This is a genomic window from bacterium (genome assembly GCA_040753085.1).
In the GTDB taxonomy this organism is placed as follows: domain Bacteria; phylum UBA9089; class JASEGY01; order JASEGY01; family JASEGY01; genus JASEGY01.
In genome coordinates this window covers 1-17,069 of the sequence record JBFMHI010000032.1, presented here as the reverse complement: position 1 = coordinate 17,069, position 17,069 = coordinate 1, and the positions used below count along the sequence as shown (strand labels likewise).

Below are 17,069 nucleotides of genomic sequence, written 5' to 3'. Positions count from 1 at the left end.
GACTGGCGGCTGGCGAATCTCTTTTAATTCGCCAGCCGCCATTCGCCCTGTATTTATGCCTTTTCGACTGGTATTCCAGCCTTTCTCATTTTATCCCTGAAGTCATCCTCATATTCCTCATAGGTATGAACCTTTACCGGATAATCCCAGGGATTAATATGTCTTTGCATCCGATTATTATTGGCCATATTTCTGGCCGGGCTGAAGAAGACCCCTCCCATATGCATCAGTTTACTAAAGGGGAAGTAGGCCAACAGGACACTGACCAGAAACAGGTGGATATAAAAAAGGCTGCCCGCGCCGCTGGGGATAACGGGTTGGAAATGAAACATCCCGATCATAAATGCCTTTAAGTTTATTACCTCGACCTTGGTGAAATACCGCATAAGGATGCCTGAGATGGCGATACCTATTATCAAAAAGAGAGGAAAGTAGTCGGCTGGTAAAGAGATATAGCGTATTCGGGGCTCTAATATTCTCCTGATTAAAAGGTAAGTGGCAGCGGCCGGCAGGACAATCCCCGATAAATAAAGGACCGGTGCGCCTACCTGCAAGAATCCATCGAGGCGGCTGATCAGATTCAGGGCAGCCGGGACAGGCTCAACAAATAACCGAAGGTGCCTGATCAGGATAATGAAAAATGACCAGTGAAAGGCCAGAGCGCCTAACCAGAGCCATTTTTTCGAGCCATGGGCCAGGTGCGGGCCGTCTCTTAATTCGGTTTGCGTATTCCTGAAAAGCGAGCGGAATAAAAGAACATCCAAAGCCATTCGGCCAATAACTTCGAGGGTATTGGAGGGATTCTCGAGCTTGTTCTGCCTGATCCAGGGAAGGGATTTCTGCTGTCCGCAGGTAGTTGGTATCCGGAAAGGAACCGGCGAACGTCCCCATTGGACCACCCGGGAAATTACTCCGGCCATAAAAATGAAGGCAGCCACATAAGGTATGATGATTCCGAAAAGGATATCCAGATTTAGCCCCTTCACCCCAATGAAGACGAGCACAACGAGCATTATGACGACCAGAAATGGCCACAGAGCTTTCATTTTTTCACCTCTTTCTCATTTCCTTTGCCTTAAGCTCATAGATCTTTTCTCTGCATTTCATAAATATATCAAAAGAAACGACCGCCAGGTGGTCTATTTTAGATTCAAGAGATAATAATTCCTCCAATATCTCATTATTCTTAACCTTCACTTCTTCTCTAAGCGCTTGCTTTAAAAGAAAGATGAAGGATATTGCCTCGGATGGAGCCAACTCCTGAACAGCTCTGATCCTGACCATATTATCCAATATGGGAGCGAACTTATCAGGATCATTTTCCTGAATGAGGCCATCGAAAATATCCTCAATGCCCTTCAAGATTGTATGTCCCATCGGGTTGGCAAACTGATTCTTTTCCCCTTTCAGGATATCGGCCGTCTCCGGAGGATATGTATTCAGGATCAAATCAAACCATCTACTTATAATAGATTCCCTTCTTTTTGATAAAATATCATTTAATTTCATAGGGCGACCTCGATCCTCGATGCTCGATCCTCGATACTGGATCCTTTACCAGCATCGAGCATCCAACATCGAGCATCGAGCCACGAACATCGAACATCGAGCACAATTCTCCAATTATGGCTATCTTATAACTAAAATTCCAATATGTCAAATTTGATTTTTCAATAGCCAACCCCTCTTATTATTAAAAAGACTTATATCCCTTGAGGAATTGAAGAAAGGCCTTCAAGGGAAGGGATATAGTCCTTTTTCGATGAAGGACTAAATAGAATTCTTTCACTAGCTCAAAGTCTTTAATGGGGACGCTTACCAGCAACCCGGCTTCCAACTCACTGGAGACTGCCTGCTGATTGACAATAGCCACGCCCTGTCCAAGCATTACGGCCTGTTTAACCGCCCCGCTACTGCCCAGCTCCATAACTATATTCAAGTCAGACTCCTGGATCCCTTTTTTCTTAAGCTCATTGCGTATGTTCATCCTTGTCCCTGATCCCTCTTCGCGAACGAGCATAGGCTCTCTGGTTAACTCAGGTAAAGGAATACCTCCTCTTCTTGATATCCAGGGATGGGACGGAGGGACAATAAGGATAAGTCTATCTGAAGCAAATCGTTCTAAGATTATATCCTTATGGTTTACTTCCGCTCCGACTATCCCCAAATCTAATTTATGCGAGAGCATCTGTTTTGTTATTTGAGATGTATCCAGTATCCTTAAGGCAATTTCAACCGCCGGATAATTATGCTTGAAGGAGCCAAGTAATTTAGGCATTATATTTTCACCAATGGTCACGCCCGTGCCAATGGTAAGCCCTCCTGTCACTCTTTGTCCTGTGGATTCTGCCAACTCGATTTTAAGCTCCTCTATTTTACTTAAGACTCCTTTGGCATTATGGTATAGGATCCGGCCTGAAGGGGTGGGCAAGATTTTACGATCCAGTCTATCCAGCAGCCTGACGCCCAGTTGGCCTTCCAGGTTCTTGATCTGCAAACTTACCGTTGGCTGAGCCAGATGAACCACCTTAGCCGCCTTAGAAAAGCTCCCCTGTTCCACTACGGCACAAAATGTTTTAAGCTCTCTTAATTCCATCCAGCCACTCCCTTTTTGGTCATCTTAACACACCCGGCACTGCTTGTCAAGTCGTAAAAGCAGGACAATCGCCTTGAATTTGTTTAAATGAGCATAGCGCCCTGATTTATCAGGGTGAGGCGAATCAGACCACATAGAAAACCATAACCGCTTCAGCGGTTTTAAACGAAGGCCTCTCACCATACAGAGCAATAAATTTGAGGCGATCGCCCTGGAAATTTACTTGACTTTTTAGTCAGGAGTAAGTAGAATGGTAATTATTACTCAGCCACAATGCACTTTTGGAGGTGAAAACAATTATGAATGAACGAATTATTATAGACCCTAACATTCAACATGGCAAACTCATTATTAAAGGAACAAGAGTCCCCGTTACACGCATTATAGGTGGGCTTGCAGGCGGTATGTCTGAAGAAGAAATTATGCGGGAATATGAGATAAGTAGGGAAGATATTAGGGCAGCTCTATCTTATGCGGGAGAGCTTATTGAGGAAGAGGAATTTTATCCTCTTTTGGTTTTAAAGTAGGTTAAATTATGCGATTTCTAATCGATGAAGACTTACCGCGCTCTACAGGTGATTTACTTCGAAGCTATGGACACGAAGCAATTGATGTTGGCGATATCGGTTTAAGAGGTGCCAAGGATTCAGAAATTGCCTCTTATTCTCAACATGAAAAATTATGCTTAATTACAGGGGATTTCGATTTTTCAGATATTCGTAATTATCCACCATCACAATACGCAGGATTAATCGTTTTAAGTATTCCAAGGAATGCGTCTGCTCATTTTATCATTAATTTGCTCGAGGGCTTTCTTGCACAAGATAAATTGGTTTCACAACTATTTGGTAAGTTAGCTATTGTTGAACCAAGTCGTATTAGAATTCGAAAGGATTAACATAGTGCCAAGCTTCATATAACAGCAGGTTTACGGCGCTATCGCTAAGTTTTTGGCTGGTGTTAAGTAAGATAGTAAAGGGTGATTGTCTATGATAACTTTTATCTGGAAAGCGAAATTTAGTGAAACTAACCCGCCAAGAACTTCGTAAACCTGCGAATCGATAAGTGGTCATCGGCTTCGCCTCGACCGCTTATCGGGGCTACGTCTGGGGGGTGTGATATGTGAGGGGGGATGTAGATAAAAAACATAAGAAATCATCCTAACAGTTTATCTTCCCAGTCACTATTGTCATTAAGTATCTCATTCCCCCTGCATATTACTGGTCAGCCGGTTGACTTCATCCTTGACCGTAGACCGCCCGTCCTCCCTCTCACCCATTCACTCGTCTCATCTCGCCGTTTTTTATGTTTCGGGATGGTTCACTTTACTGTGAAAGCTTGCGGCTGAGAGGTAGGGTGGGCATCGCCCACCAAAAAGGGGTAGATGGCGAACAGATTGGTGGGTAATGCCCACCCTACTTCTGCGGAAGGTTAACCGCGCCTAAAGTTTCACAAGAAAATGGATGATTTTGAACCGTCCCTATGTTTCTTATCTACGTCCCCCATTTTCATCTAACTGAGAAGAGCACCCTGATTTATCAGGGTGAGGCGAATCAGCCCACATAGAAAACCGTAACCACTTCAGCGGTTTTAAACGAAGGCCTCTCACCATACAGAGCGATAAATTTGAGGCGATGGCCCTGGGAAATTACTTGACTTTTTAGTCAGGAGTAAGTAAAATGGTAATCATTACTCAGCCACAACGTTCCTCTTTTGGTAGGGCTGAGTAGTTACCATTTTGGAAAGGGGAAAAATGAAAAAGGCTCTAATTACCGGGGTTACCGGCCAGGACGGATCATATTTGGCGGAGTGGTTACTTTCAAAAGGCTATGAAGTCTACGGGATAATAAGAAGGTCGAGTTCGTTTAATACCGGCCGAATAGATCATATCTATCAGGATCCGCATGAGCCTGATTATCGGTTTAAGCTGGTCTATGGCGACCTTAATGACGCCAGTTCATTAAACAGGATCATCCGGACGGTTAAACCGGATGAGATATATAACCTGGGGGCTCAGAGTCATGTCCGGGTCAGTTTTGATGTGCCGGAGTATACGGGGGAAGTCGTAGGTTTAGGCACCGTTCGACTCCTGGAAGCCATTAGAGAAGCGGGGATAAGCCCCAGGTTTTACCAGGCCTCTTCCAGCGAACTCTTTGGCAAGGTGGCCGAGATTCCTCAGAGCGAGACCACTCCTTTCTATCCCCGCAGTCCTTATGCCTGCGCCAAGGCTTATGCCTTTTACATTACCCGAAACTATCGGGAAAGCTACGGCATATTTGCCTGCAACGGGATACTCTTTAATCACGAGTCCCCCAGACGGGGGGAGACCTTTGTGACCAGAAAGATTACTCAAGCCGTGGCCCGGATAAAGTTAGGCCTCCAGAAAAAACTTTATCTGGGTAATTTAGAGGCCAAACGTGACTGGGGGTATGCTCCAGACTACGTCCAGGCCATGTGGCTGATGCTCCAGCAGGATAAACCGGATGATTATGTCATCGCTACGGGTGAGACCCATTCGGTAAAGGAGTTCTTAGCAGCGGCCTTCGCTTACCTTGACCTGGACTGGCAGGATTATGTGGCCATTGATCCGAGATATTTAAGGCCGGCTGAAGTAGACCTTTTAATGGGTGATCCCACTAAGGCCAGGCAAAAACTTGGCTGGCAGCCAAAAGTAACCTTCCAGGAGTTGGTTAAGATAATGGTGGATGCGGACATGGAAAGGGCAAAGAAAAATGGATGAAAAAAAACTTTTATACCTCGCCCTCGGCCTATCCGCTCTAATCCGATCCGTTATTTTTTTCCTGATCTACCCTGACACCTCAATTATTACTGCATTAGATCAGCGTGGTTACGTGGATTTGGCGGACTACATAGCTCAGCACTGGGATTTTGGCCTCGGCTTCGGATCAGAGCGGATGCCCCTTTACCCCCTCTTTATCGCCCTATGCCAGTTGTTTTCGAAGAACCTCTTTTTCCTGTTGGTCATTCAAAATGTGATAGGTATATTTAGCGTTTACTTTCTTTATAAAATTGGATTATTAATATCCAGACGCGTTTCTATTATTATGGCCTTCCTGGCCGCTCTTAATTTAAATTTTGCTGTCCAGAGTAACACTATCCTGACAGAAAGTATTTTTTATCCAGTATTTACTATCTTTCTCCTAAACTTGTTCCAATATGCCCGGACTAAAGACAAATTTAAAATAGCTTTGGCGGGATTTATCCTCGGCGTGTGCACCTTGATCCGGTCGGTGACAATGTATCTACCCCCCGTGATCATTTTATATCTTATATTTCAAAACCGACTTCACTTTATCCATAAGTTACGGCATATTATCTATTTTTCGGCGGTATTTGCCCTCATGGTGGCTCCCTGGATGTACAGAAATTACACCATTTACGGCTACCCCGGATTAACCAGTCAAGGATCAGCCCACATCATAGGCTGGATTGTGGCTGATGTCAGGCAAAACGAGGAAAAGATTGATCTCTCCCTGGCCATGCAGAAGTCTTCTCAACTATGGGAGGAAAAGAAGAAAACCTTTCCGGAAAGGGTGAGAAATAATCCCTTCCGGCTGGATAAGGAAGCCAAAAAATACGGTTTAGAATACCTTCTTTCCGCTTCGCCTTTATCGGTGGCTAAGGCCTGGTTTTTTGGGGGGATGAAAAACATATTTGTCCCGGTGACCGTAGAGTTGGCCTATATATTAAAAATGGACTGGACACATTTTTATGAGAGCCCGGGAGCAAGCCCGCCTGAACAGGCCTTTAATTTCATCTTTCGAAACAAAAACAAGGTCTACAGCACGATGCTTATTACCGGTCTATTGACGATGCTGCTTTTCAGGATGGTGCAGATATACGGTGGGTGGAAACTTTTTAATCAAGATCGTGGGATCTTTGGGATAAGTTGTTTGATAATCGTCTATTTTCTCCTTATATCAGGCCCGGTAGGATATGCCAAATATCGCCTGCCCTTTGAGCCTATCCTAATTATGCTCACTGCCCTCCCCTTTGAACGTGAATCACGGTAATTAGAGGGGTGACCTAACATTTCTCTCGTCTCACCTTTTTTGCTTGACTTGTCCCTTTCTATTTGCTATAAATGATGGTTAGGCAGAAAGTCAAGATTTCGCCACCGAGGACACAGAGAGCACAGAGGAGCATTGAGGCAACTATAGTCCCATCAGTCTATTATAGAAAACCACATTTCTGCCTTTTAGGTGATTTTTCTGTTCTTTAAGACTTTTTGCCGCATCATCATAAATGCTGTAGCGTAGCAGTAGGGACACAGTATAGGTTTGTTATCTGTGTCCGTGGTTTGATCTGAGGTTATTCCTTTTGCTACGGAGACGAACAACAGGCACGGACACGAAGTGAAGAGATATGGTTGGTGGATATAGGAGAGACAAGGTTTGTCAAAGTTTCAAGTTGAAAGTTATCCCCTCAAACCTTATGAATTTTCAAGCCATACATTGGTTAGTCAGATAATTAGGGGCGCCGGTCAACAGATACTGGATATTGGGTGTGGCTCCGGGACGATAGAAGAGATCACTGATGCAAGAAATAACTCATTTATTGGTATTGACTGTATTGAACCGGAGAAAAATCAAGATAGGTTCAAGGAATTTATTATTCAGGACTTAGAGGATGGCTTGCCAATAACAAAATTGAAGGGAAGAGGATTCGATTATATCTTGCTCCTCGACATCCTTGAACACCTAAAGAATCACACTAAATTACTTCAAGATGTTCATCAAATTGCAGATCCTGACACCAAAATCATTATTTCCGTCCCCAATATTGCCAACATTTATATAAGGCTTAGTCTGCTTTTGGGCCGATTTGAATATGCTGATAGGGGGACATTGGATAGAACTCACTTACGGTTTTTTACTAGGTCTTCTTTTAGGCGATGGGTGAGGGACAATCACTTCGTGATTGAGAAACAGATCTATACAAATCTGCCGATTAATGAGATTCTCAAAAGGCGGAAGTCGGGCTTATTTCTTAAAGTGATTAATCATATCCTTCACTTTTTTACGAATATATTCAGTGGTCTCTTGGCTTACCAGTTGATTTTAGTGGTGAAGAAAAAGTAAGAGCGGATGAACGTCCAAGGATGTTAAGAAATGAAAATACTTTTTTTGAATCCTCCACATATAAAAGATAAGAAGTATATTCGAGAAGGACGCTGCATGCAGTTGACTTCTTCCTGGGCTACGATATGGCCCCCTTTGACTTTGATGATACTTGCCAGTATTGCGGAAGAGGGGGGGCATAAGGCTGAAATTTTTGATGCCAATGTGGAGCCCTTAGAATTTGAGGCGGTGGATACATTGCTGGAAGGGGTAGATGTTGTGGTCCTAAACACAGCCTTCCCTTCCATTGACTCTGACCTTGAAGTGGCAAAAAGGATAAAGAAATACAACAAAGCCATCATAATAATAAGTTTTGGTGTATACTTTACGATGCTCGAAGAAGAGGCTGTTCCTAAAGATAGAAGCATAGATTATTCTATCATTGGTGAACCCGAGGAGACCTTTAAAGAGCTGTTGGTCAGTCTGGAAAAGAAGACCGGCCAGGAATCAATTGACGGATTGATGTTTTTTGATAAGGATGGATCCCTCAAGAAAACAGCCAAACGTGCCCTGATAGAAGATTTGGATTCACTCCCTAAGCCGAACAGAAGCCTGATAAATACTGAAAAATATATCTTGCCTAATAATGGCGAGACCTTTACCCTGATAAATACTTCCCGTGGCTGTCCTTATTCTTGCACTTTTTGTATTGTAAAAGTTTATTATGGGCGGAAAATAAGAAGGCATTCCACGGAATATATCCTTGACGAGATTACTGAATGTGTTGATAAGTATAATATCAAAAATTTCCTTTTGTGGGAAGAGGCCTTTACCCTGGATAGAAAGGTGGTTAATGATTTTTGTAATGGACTGGCAGAAAGAAGATTGGATATAAAGTGGGCAGTTACCACCAGGGCGGACTCCCTTGATATTGAATCTCTGCGTCTAATGAAAAAGATGGGATGTTTTCTGATGGGTATGGGGATTGAAACTACTTCTCAGAAGATTTTGGATGGGGCGAAGAAACAGCAAAAGATCGAAGACATTGAACGTGGTATCCGTTTGTGTAAAGAGGTTGGTTTACCGGTTATGGGTCATTTCATCTTCGGCTTGCCTGGCGAAACCAAACAGACTGCCGAGGATACCCTCAAGTTTATCAAGAAGTGCGACCTTGACTATATTTAAAGTTACTGCGCTGTTCCTTATCCGGGCACAGAATTCGGCGAGATGGCAAAGCAAAAAGGATGGATTAAGACCAAAGAATGGTCGAGATTTGATTTTGGCGGAGAATCAATAGTGGATATGCCGGGTATATCGGCAAAAGAGGTTACCCATTACAGGCAAAAGGCGTTTAAGGTTTTTTATTTCAGGCCCCGTAAGATCCTTATTGAATTAAAAAAGATGAGAAATATTAGAAACCTCTTTCAGGCATTATCCTTTGTTAGGTGGATAAGATAATGGAGAAGAGAGAAAAGGGTTTAACCATAATCATTCCTTGTCTTAATGAGGAAAAGACTATTGAATACTGTGTGACTCAGGGGCTGGGCGCCCTCGCCAAGTACAAGATACCCGGAGAGGTGCTGGTTGTTGATAATGGCAGTGTGGATAGATCAGCGGAGATTGCCGAAAAGGCAGGCGCTAGGGTTATTAAGGAAACGGAAAAAGGCTACGGAAGCGCCTATTACTCCGGCATACGACATGCCAAATTTGACCATTGTTTAAAAGCCGACGCCGACGGTTCTTATGATTTCTACGAAATCAATCTTTTCTGGGATAAACTCCAGGAGGGGAAATGGGATATTATTCTTGGCAGCAGATTTAAAGGCAAGATTATGCCCGGTGCCATGCCATTTTCTCACAAGTACTTTGGAACGCCTGCCCTTACCATGCTAATCAACCTTATCTACAAAAGCAAACTGAGCGATATAAATTCCGGTATGCGTGCTTACCGCACCCAGACAATGCTGGATCTTAATTTGAAATGCAAAGGGATGGAATTTGCCTCGGAAATGCTGGTGAAGGCCCTTAAGAAAGGTCTGAAAATCCTTGAGGTCCCCATAACATTGCATAAAGACAGAAGGGAAGGAAGGCCTCATCTAAGGTCTTTCAGGGACGGCTGGCGACACCTGCGCTTTATAATGCTTATGTCTCCGCTTCAGCTATTCTTTTATCCGGGAATGATAAGTATTATTTTAGGGATACTTTTGTCAGGATTATTCTTGCTAAAGGATATCCTTGCCGAGTCGCATCCTATCACGCTGGGGCCGATTTTTGGCATAACCACCTTTGCCTGTTTGCAAAACCTGATAATTCTGGGTGAAGCCCTGGTTGTCTTTGCCTATATAGCGAAATTACGACTGATTCAGGCCAGTATCGATGTGCCTAATATGTTTATTGAAAAACTAAGAAAGACGATGACCTTAGATCGGTTGCTTTTAGGCTCTATTGTAGGAATAGGGCTGACTATAATAGGGAGCGGATCTATTGGATGGAATCTTTACCTCAATTATATTAACGGTTACTTTACACCTTTCTATACAAAGCTGGGTATATTCAATTTCACTGTTTTTATTTATTTTGCCATGATGTTTTTTGCCTCATTTTTTATTTCCGGAATAGAAATAGAATAAAAACAATGCAGATATTAGTTGCAGGTGGAGGAGGATATATTGGAAGTCATACAATTATTGCTCCTGCTTGGAATTGGCAGCAAAGGCATCCTCACAGGGGGTTTGATTCTTAAAGATGAAAAGTATAGGAAAAACTCAACTCGTCTTCCTGGCTGTTTTTATTATCTTAAACGCTGGGCTCATCATTGCCGCTAAGCCTGAAGCTACTTACAGAGAAGCTGCCGATGCCGACCAATATATAAAACCGGCCATAGGATTAATCCAGTATGGTGCAATTGTAGATGCAGATACGCCTGATATTCCATTTACCTTTAAACCGCCTCTTTATTCAATATTTCTGGCAATTCCGCTTTTTTTGTTCCCCTGGAAAATTGCATTAGTGGCTGTTGTCGTTATCCAGCTTATCCTTTTGTATGCTACAGGCCTAATGACGCGTGGATTGATTGCCCCTTTTTTACCTCGCCTCAAAACGCTTGCTCAGGCATTTGTTATTTTTAATCCAAACAGTTTAATTACAGCTCACTTCACCCAGTCTGAAACCCTTTTTACTTTTTTTCTGACAGCAACCCTTTATACCGTAATTCTCTTTGTCCACAAGGTGAACTGGAAATTACCCATTTTAACCGGCCTATTGGCTGGATTGACAGCGCTTACTCGACCGATGGGGCTTTATGCTATCCCATTATTTCCAATCGCCTTTGGTATATTCGGTATCTATAAGCCAACATGGATGAATGGAGGGAGAGGCTTTAAAAGTAAAAAATCGTTATTCTGGGCTGGTCTTTTGGCCACACTTATTGCCTGCCTTACAATTTCTCCCTGGTTTCTACGTAATTATCTTAAAACTAAAACCTTCCTTTTTGCCAGTTGTGGCGGAGTCTATTTAAATGATCAGTATATGGAATTAGTCCAAATAGGGAATGGATGGTCTCTACTGAAAGTATGTCAGCATAGAGAAAAAATTGTGCAGAAGTATCTTGAATCCCACGACATCAAAAATTGGGCTGATCTTACAGAGATAGAGCAAAATCGAATTCTTTTGGATATTTTTGACGATGAAATACTGGCCCAACCTGCTTCTTCTCACGTAAAGGCATTGCTGCATTCCTGGATACTTTTATATCTTGCTGGAGGCGCCAGCAATTTTAAAAATTATTTAGGATGGGCGGGAGAAAGTTTGCATGCCTTCTTAATATCTGAAAAATGGCGCGGATGTAAGAACACATGGACCCTTTTCTTAAGACACCAACTTGGAAATAGAGCATATATGTACACGATATTGGTGATGGCGACTTTGATAATTGCTATTATTCTTCGATTACTTGGTCTTTTTGGTCTTGTATTTCTTTTCAGAAGAGAACAGCGGGAGTATGGGTTGTTATTCGTGGGGATACTATTATTTTTCATGGCGATATATATTTATTTAGGTCACTCGAGGTATCGAGTTCCAATGGAACCGATTCTGGCTGTCTTTGCAGCATCAGGATGGTATGTTTTGAGAAATTTTTTTGGCCAGGTATCACAGAAATCCGGACATCCAAACTCTAATTCCACTTAAGTGTCGGGTTTGATATAAAATATAGGAAGGAAATGTCGGTAGTCTTCCGCTACTACTTTGATTTAGACTTAACTGTTTAGTTACCAATCGGTTGCACCAATAATGTATGCTGACTCGTAACCGTTCAGCCACTGATTGACACGGATTAGCACGGATAAATAATAGAGGACAGAAGGCGGAGTTGTAGGGACAGAGCTTGTCCCTGTCCGTTCTATAGGCGGACAACCACAAGGGTTGTCCCTACAACCTAATCACGGACACGACTCCCGGACACGGTTCACGGAAATCCGTGTTTCATCTGTGTGCATCCGTGACTGAACGGTTACCAAAAATTAACGAGAGATAAAGGTGGTAATAGTTGAAAACAAAGCCAAAAACAATAAAAAGTGTGGGACCAAAATATTTAGAGGGAAATCTGGATACAAAAGAGAAAGAGGCAATCTTAAGCTTTGTTAATTTTATTATAAAAAAATACCGCGGTAAAATAGAATTTATCTATCTCTTTGGTTCAAAGGCGAGGGGAGAAGAAAGAAAAGGAAGTGATATCGATTTATTGATCTGTGTAGATAAATGGAAAAATAGATACCTGGATGAGATTTCTGATCTTTCCTTTAACTATATCTTGAACTACAATATCTTATTATCTCCTATTATCTACGATAAGAAAGAATGGTTAGCTGAAAATGAAGCGGGAACACCTTTTATCAGAAGTATCCAAAGAGAAGGAATAGAGTTATGGAGGCGAAAAAAAAGTACATTAAGGCTGAAATAAGGTTGGCGAGGAACTCGTTAAAGGCCAGCGAATTGCTTCATCAGGCCGGTCTGTATCGAGAATCTATCCCTAAAAGCTATTACGGCGATGTTTCATAGTCTAAAGGCTCTTTTCACAGCCGAAGAAATAGAAAGCGAAAAGCGCTCCTTTATCATTTCAGAGTTCGGATTTCGATTTATTAACCAAAGGAGAGAATTTGACAGGCAATATGGAAGAAATCTAAACAAGGTTTTTGAATACAGAGAGATGTGCGATTATAAAACAATGTTTGAAGCCGATGAGACAATAAGTAAGTTCTGTAAGGATAGCGATAAAGAATTCGTTGATGAGATAGAAAGATATTTGAGATCAGTAAGCTGGCTGGAAGAGTAGAAGAGGTTAAAGATGGAAATGTCTTTCTGGAAAGATAAGAGGGTTATGGTTACAGGTGGGGCGGGTTTCTTAGGATCTTATGTGGTAGATAAATTAAATAATCGCGGGGCTAAAGAGATTTTCATCCCCAGGCACAGAGATTTCGATCTAACCAAAGAGGCAGATGTAATAAAACTCTATGATAGCTTTAAAGCGGATATAGTAATCCATTTGGCCGCGGTCGTGGGTGGTATTGGCGCCAATCGGGAAAACCCTGGTAAGTATTTCTATGATAATTTGATGATGGGCGCTATGCTTATGGAGTATGCCAAGCAAAATAAGGTAAATAAGTTTGTTGCCTTAGGAACTATCTGTGCTTATCCTAAATTCACACCTGTTCCCTTCAAGGAAGAAAATCTCTGGAATGGTTATCCTGAGGAGACCAATGCCCCGTATGGTCTGGCTAAAAAGATGATGCTGGTTCAATCCCAGGCATATAGGGAGCAATATGGATTTAATTCTATTTTTTTGCTCCCGGTTAATCTCTATGGTCCAGGAGACAACTTTAACCCCGCCTCCTCCCATGTTATCCCGGCCTTGATCAAGAAATGCCTTGATGCCATTAATCAGGGTGAAAAAGAAATCGTGGTTTGGGGGACAGGCAGGGCAACCAGAGAGTTCTTCTATGTGGAGGACTGTGCCAAGGGAATCCTCCTGGCCACCGAGCGCTATAATAAGAGTGAACCAGTCAACCTCGGGGCTGGCATGGAGATATCCATCAAGGATTTAGTGGCTTTGATCGTCAAGCTAACCGGATTTAAAGGGAAAATCATCTGGGATGCCACTAAGCCGGATGGACAGCCCAGAAGGTGTCTGGATGTCTCTAAGGCAGAAGCTGAATTTGGTTTTAAAGCCAAGATGGATTTTGAAGAAGGGCTGAGACGGACCGTAGAATGGTACAAGAATAGGGTGACCGACAGACGCCAATAAGGCAGAGAAAATTTGTAAAGAAGTGGTAGAGGCAGGAAATTAGGGACGTGCTCCAGAGAGGATAATTCAGATGAAGCTAACTATTATTATACCTGTCTACAATGAAAAAGCAACTATAAGAGAGATAATAAAAGAGGTGCAGGAGGTTGATATAGGTGGTATAGAAAAGGAGCTTATCCTGGTGGATGATGCCTCTTCTGATGGAACAAGAAGGATTATTGAGGAAGAAATAAATGATAATAATGTTATTAAGCTTTATCATGAAAGCAACATGGGGAAGGGAGCGGCGATAAGAAGCGGCATAAGCGCTGTTACGGGTGATCTGGTCATTATTCAGGATGCCGACAGGGAATATGATCCCAGAGATTATCCGAAACTCCTCCAACCTATCTTAGAGAAAAGGTGCGATGTGGTTTACGGTTCAAGGTTTCTTGGAGTTAACAGCGCTATGTTTTTCTGGCATTATATGGGGAATAAGTTATTGACTTTGGTCACTAATATTCTTTACAATACTCTTATCAGTGATATGGAGGTAGGCTATAAAGTCTTTAAGGCTGAAGTCATAAGGAGTATTCTGATCAAATCAAACAGATTTAACTTTGAACCGGAGATTACAGCCAAGGTTTTAAAGAGAAAATATAAGATTCAGCAGGTGCCAATAACCTATGTAGGCAGGGATTATTCTGAGGGCAAAAAGATTACCTGGAAGGATGGCCTCTCAGCTTTGTGGACATTGATTAAGTATCGCCTGGTAGATTAAGCCGCCAAGTCGTGGAGCAATAAACTGGGAACAGACATTTACCTTCCCGAAAGCTCGAAACCTTCGGGAAGGTTAAGCTAATGGAGGAAATTAAAAGTGGATGATAAGATCAAAGAAAAGGCTCTATCCTGGGTACCCCTTTTCATCTTGATCACTATAGGTCTTGCGATTCATTTACCGGGAATAAACTGGGGCCTTATGTATAAAGAGAGATTGAGCCTTATTTTTAAAGACACCGAAGAGATAAAAAGGTTAAGTCGAAAGATGGAGGCATGGCGAAGAGAAGTATACAAAAATAAGGCCCACTTTTTGGGAGAGAGATGCCCTTCCTTGAATGAAGATGGAACCATTCTTGATTTCTCTGATGAGGTTCTTACTGAGACCGAGGTCAGTGGAATAAGATCCTACTTTGTCCATACATACAATCCGGATGAAAGCCGGGCTTTTGGTGTCTTGTCTAACATTAGACCCTGGAAGGGAAGCTTTAATCCTCATGCTTTTGAATATGGAGGAGCCTATCTTTATCCTTTGGGACTCTTCTTGTTCCTTGCTTCTCTTTTAAAATTAGTTACCTTAAACCCGGATCTGAGTTACTACTTTTTTCATCCTGAAGAGATGGAATCTTTATATGTTGCGGGGAGAATGTTCTCGAAGATTGCTGTGTTGGGTGGAGTAATTATTCTTTATCTTTTAGGAAGAAGGTGGCTTGGAAAAAGAGCAGGGTTTCTGGCCGCCCTCTTTCTTCTTACCTCCCCTTTAGTCCTATTCGAGGGCCACATTATGAAACCTCATATTTTCTGTATGTTCTATAGCATACTTACTCTTTATGCCACAATCAAGATATTGCTGGAAGGAAGAATGATATGGTATATCCTGGGAGGTGTAGGCGTAGGGCTTACGGTAGGTGCAGGGGGTTATACGGCGCCGATCTTTTTATGGTTGATCATTGCTCATTTCCTTTCAGACAACAAAAATAGGTATCTCTGGCTCGGAACTTCCATCCTTATGGCAATCCTTACCTTTATCATCACTAACCCTTTCTATCTGTTGGCCTTTTCTGAGGCAAAAAGAGAGTTTATGTTTGTGTACAACAAAGATGTGGGGGGAGGCACCAGGATGGCCGCTTTTTCTCTGTCTTCTTTTCTCCAGTCAATATGGACTCTAAAAGAGGCTTGTTCCTTAGGATATCCCATCTATTTCCTTTCCATATTAGGGATGATCTATGCTTTGGCAAGACATAGACGGATCGATATCTTCTTTTTACTCTGTCTCTTATCTTCTCTTCTCCCTTTTTTATCCGGTGGTTATAACAGAGGTTCCCGTTTCTTTCTCTTTATCTTTCCCCTCTTCTTCCTCCTGGGAGCAATGGTAGCAGATAGATGCCTGAGTTCTCTTCGGTTTAAAAAAGTTGCCTTTCTCATTCTGGTTTTAATCCTGGGTTATACTGCCTTCTATTCTTTCATCTACATCAGCGGATTCGTTAAGGAGGGGAGTAAAGACAGCAGTCGTTTAGCTGCCGGAAGATGGATAAACGAATACATACCTTATGGAAGCACAATTGGAATCCAGAATTTTCCTCATATTTGTGATCTCCCTCCTTTCAGGTTCTTCAATTATAAATTGAGAATCACAAAGGACCTGTCTAAAGGAGACCTGCCTCCTTATTTATTGCTGACCAGTAGCTCGGGCCTTAATTCTCCCCAGTTTGATAAATATTATAAACCATTAAAGGTAATTGAGGGGATACCTTTTAAACATCCAAACTCTGTCCTCAACCACAATATAGAGATATTGATAAAGAAGGAGAAATGAAGTACATCTTATTGCCAGGCCTCAAAGAGATACAGCCAACTGACTTGCAGTTTGAGGAATACGCGGGATACGTCGAGAAGGCGCTCACTTCTAGGGTTCGTAAATTTCTATCCTTCCTCTGAGTTGACAAAGTAGTCGAAAAATGCGATTACTTCTATAAGAAAAATTCGACCTGTATGATTAAGTAGGGAAAAGCAAAGATAAACCACGAAGAGCACGAAGTTCACGAAGAAAGTAATTAAGGGTAAGGTAAATGTGATTAGAAAAAATCTTCGTGGTATCCTTCGTGTTCTTCGTGTTCTTCGTGGTTTTTAAAAGATGTGAGTAAGGTTAAGCTAACCATACAGGTCGAAGAATTTGGAGTACAAAAAGTTGTCAAAACCAATAACATCGGGACGGTTCAAAATCATCCATTTTCTTGTGAAACTTTAGGCGCGGTTAACCTTCCGCAGAAGTAGGGTGGACATTACCCACCAATCTGTTCGCCATCTACGCCTTTTTGGTGGGCGGTGCCCACCC

At 42.3% G+C, this 17,069-nt stretch carries 17 protein-coding genes; 14 read left to right on the top strand and 3 right to left on the bottom strand.

Going from position 1 to position 17,069, the window contains the following annotated elements; translation table 11 throughout:
* Positions 1–53 precede the first annotated feature (53 nt).
* From dsrM to AB1797_05510, 3 genes are all read right to left on the bottom strand, one after another.
* Positions 54–1,046 (bottom strand): sulfate reduction electron transfer complex DsrMKJOP subunit DsrM, encoded by a 993-nt coding sequence (gene dsrM, locus AB1797_05520; protein ID MEW5767074.1) that lies wholly within the window; start codon positions 1,044–1,046, stop codon positions 54–56.
* Positions 1,047–1,050: 4 nt separating this feature from the next.
* Positions 1,051–1,509, bottom strand: a complete 459-nt coding sequence (locus AB1797_05515; protein MEW5767073.1) for an RsbRD N-terminal domain-containing protein — start codon at positions 1,507–1,509, stop codon at positions 1,051–1,053.
* A gap of 184 nt (positions 1,510–1,693) precedes the next feature.
* Positions 1,694–2,596, bottom strand: coding sequence for a selenium metabolism-associated LysR family transcriptional regulator (locus tag AB1797_05510; protein ID MEW5767072.1), 903 nt, complete (start codon positions 2,594–2,596; stop codon positions 1,694–1,696).
* A gap of 299 nt (positions 2,597–2,895) precedes the next feature.
* Here AB1797_05510 and AB1797_05505 point away from each other — a divergent pair, with 299 nt between their 5' ends.
* The 14 genes from AB1797_05505 to AB1797_05440 all read left to right on the top strand — a co-directional run bounded on the left by AB1797_05505 (position 2,896) and on the right by AB1797_05440 (position 16,550).
* Entirely contained in the window at positions 2,896–3,123 is a 228-nt protein-coding gene (locus AB1797_05505; protein MEW5767071.1) for a DUF433 domain-containing protein, read from the top strand.
* 8 nt (positions 3,124–3,131) lie between these two features.
* Complete coding sequence (locus AB1797_05500; GenBank protein ID MEW5767070.1) at positions 3,132–3,494, top strand: DUF5615 family PIN-like protein; 363 nt, start codon at positions 3,132–3,134, stop codon at positions 3,492–3,494.
* A gap of 855 nt (positions 3,495–4,349) precedes the next feature.
* Positions 4,350–5,336 (top strand): GDP-mannose 4,6-dehydratase, encoded by a 987-nt coding sequence (gene gmd / locus AB1797_05495; GenBank protein MEW5767069.1) that lies wholly within the window; start codon positions 4,350–4,352, stop codon positions 5,334–5,336.
* Positions 5,302–6,630, top strand: a complete 1,329-nt coding sequence (locus AB1797_05490) for a glycosyltransferase family 39 protein (protein ID MEW5767068.1) — start codon at positions 5,302–5,304, stop codon at positions 6,628–6,630. Before gmd ends, AB1797_05490 begins: the two co-directional genes overlap by 35 nt.
* Positions 6,631–7,011: 381 nt before the next feature.
* Positions 7,012–7,698, top strand: coding sequence for a class I SAM-dependent methyltransferase (locus AB1797_05485; protein ID MEW5767067.1), 687 nt, complete (start codon positions 7,012–7,014; stop codon positions 7,696–7,698).
* A 30-nt stretch (positions 7,699–7,728) separates the two neighbouring features.
* A complete protein-coding gene (locus tag AB1797_05480; GenBank protein MEW5767066.1) occupies positions 7,729–8,862 on the top strand; it encodes a radical SAM protein in 1,134 nt (377 codons plus the stop codon).
* A 42-nt stretch (positions 8,863–8,904) separates the two neighbouring features.
* Positions 8,905–9,135 (top strand): hypothetical protein, encoded by a 231-nt coding sequence (locus AB1797_05475; protein MEW5767065.1) that lies wholly within the window; start codon positions 8,905–8,907, stop codon positions 9,133–9,135.
* Positions 9,135–10,307, top strand: a complete 1,173-nt coding sequence (locus tag AB1797_05470) for a glycosyltransferase family 2 protein (GenBank protein MEW5767064.1) — start codon at positions 9,135–9,137, stop codon at positions 10,305–10,307. Before AB1797_05475 ends, AB1797_05470 begins: the two co-directional genes overlap by 1 nt.
* Positions 10,308–10,422: 115 nt before the next feature.
* Complete coding sequence (locus tag AB1797_05465) at positions 10,423–11,865, top strand: hypothetical protein (protein ID MEW5767063.1); 1,443 nt, start codon at positions 10,423–10,425, stop codon at positions 11,863–11,865.
* A gap of 358 nt (positions 11,866–12,223) precedes the next feature.
* On the top strand, positions 12,224–12,637 hold the full coding sequence (locus AB1797_05460; GenBank protein MEW5767062.1) for a nucleotidyltransferase domain-containing protein: 414 nt from the start codon (positions 12,224–12,226) through the stop codon (positions 12,635–12,637).
* 87 nt (positions 12,638–12,724) lie between these two features.
* The gene (locus AB1797_05455; GenBank protein MEW5767061.1) at positions 12,725–13,009 is read left to right on the top strand and encodes a HEPN domain-containing protein; all 285 of its coding nucleotides are present in this window, start codon (positions 12,725–12,727) and stop codon (positions 13,007–13,009) included.
* A gap of 18 nt (positions 13,010–13,027) precedes the next feature.
* Positions 13,028–13,978, top strand: a complete 951-nt coding sequence (locus AB1797_05450) for a GDP-L-fucose synthase (GenBank protein MEW5767060.1) — start codon at positions 13,028–13,030, stop codon at positions 13,976–13,978.
* Between the two features lie 70 nt (positions 13,979–14,048).
* Entirely contained in the window at positions 14,049–14,738 is a 690-nt protein-coding gene (locus AB1797_05445; GenBank protein ID MEW5767059.1) for a glycosyltransferase family 2 protein, read from the top strand.
* Between the two features lie 96 nt (positions 14,739–14,834).
* Positions 14,835–16,550: a glycosyltransferase family 39 protein gene (locus AB1797_05440; GenBank protein MEW5767058.1), complete on the top strand. Its 1,716-nt coding sequence runs from the start codon at positions 14,835–14,837 to the stop codon at positions 16,548–16,550.
* Positions 16,551–17,069 lie beyond the last annotated feature (519 nt).

What these genes read in the sequence shown, in the direction of transcription:
- dsrM (MEW5767074.1), bottom strand. Translation starts at nt 1,046, where the DNA reads ATGAAAGCTCTGTGGCCATTTCTGGTCGTCATAATGCTCGTTGTGCTC.
- AB1797_05515 (MEW5767073.1), bottom strand. Translation starts at nt 1,509, where the DNA reads ATGAAATTAAATGATATTTTATCAAAAAGAAGGGAATCTATTATAAGT.
- AB1797_05510 (MEW5767072.1), bottom strand. Translation starts at nt 2,596, where the DNA reads ATGGAATTAAGAGAGCTTAAAACATTTTGTGCCGTAGTGGAACAGGGG.
- AB1797_05505 (MEW5767071.1), top strand. Translation starts at nt 2,896, where the DNA reads ATGAATGAACGAATTATTATAGACCCTAACATTCAACATGGCAAACTC.
- AB1797_05500 (MEW5767070.1), top strand. Translation starts at nt 3,132, where the DNA reads ATGCGATTTCTAATCGATGAAGACTTACCGCGCTCTACAGGTGATTTA.
- gmd (MEW5767069.1), top strand. Translation starts at nt 4,350, where the DNA reads ATGAAAAAGGCTCTAATTACCGGGGTTACCGGCCAGGACGGATCATAT.
- AB1797_05490 (MEW5767068.1), top strand. Translation starts at nt 5,302, where the DNA reads ATGCGGACATGGAAAGGGCAAAGAAAAATGGATGAAAAAAAACTTTTA.
- AB1797_05480 (MEW5767066.1), top strand. Translation starts at nt 7,729, where the DNA reads ATGAAAATACTTTTTTTGAATCCTCCACATATAAAAGATAAGAAGTAT.
- AB1797_05475 (MEW5767065.1), top strand. Translation starts at nt 8,905, where the DNA reads ATGGCAAAGCAAAAAGGATGGATTAAGACCAAAGAATGGTCGAGATTT.
- AB1797_05470 (MEW5767064.1), top strand. Translation starts at nt 9,135, where the DNA reads ATGGAGAAGAGAGAAAAGGGTTTAACCATAATCATTCCTTGTCTTAAT.
- AB1797_05465 (MEW5767063.1), top strand. Translation starts at nt 10,423, where the DNA reads ATGAAAAGTATAGGAAAAACTCAACTCGTCTTCCTGGCTGTTTTTATT.
- AB1797_05455 (MEW5767061.1), top strand. Translation starts at nt 12,725, where the DNA reads ATGTTTCATAGTCTAAAGGCTCTTTTCACAGCCGAAGAAATAGAAAGC.
- AB1797_05450 (MEW5767060.1), top strand. Translation starts at nt 13,028, where the DNA reads ATGTCTTTCTGGAAAGATAAGAGGGTTATGGTTACAGGTGGGGCGGGT.
- AB1797_05445 (MEW5767059.1), top strand. Translation starts at nt 14,049, where the DNA reads ATGAAGCTAACTATTATTATACCTGTCTACAATGAAAAAGCAACTATA.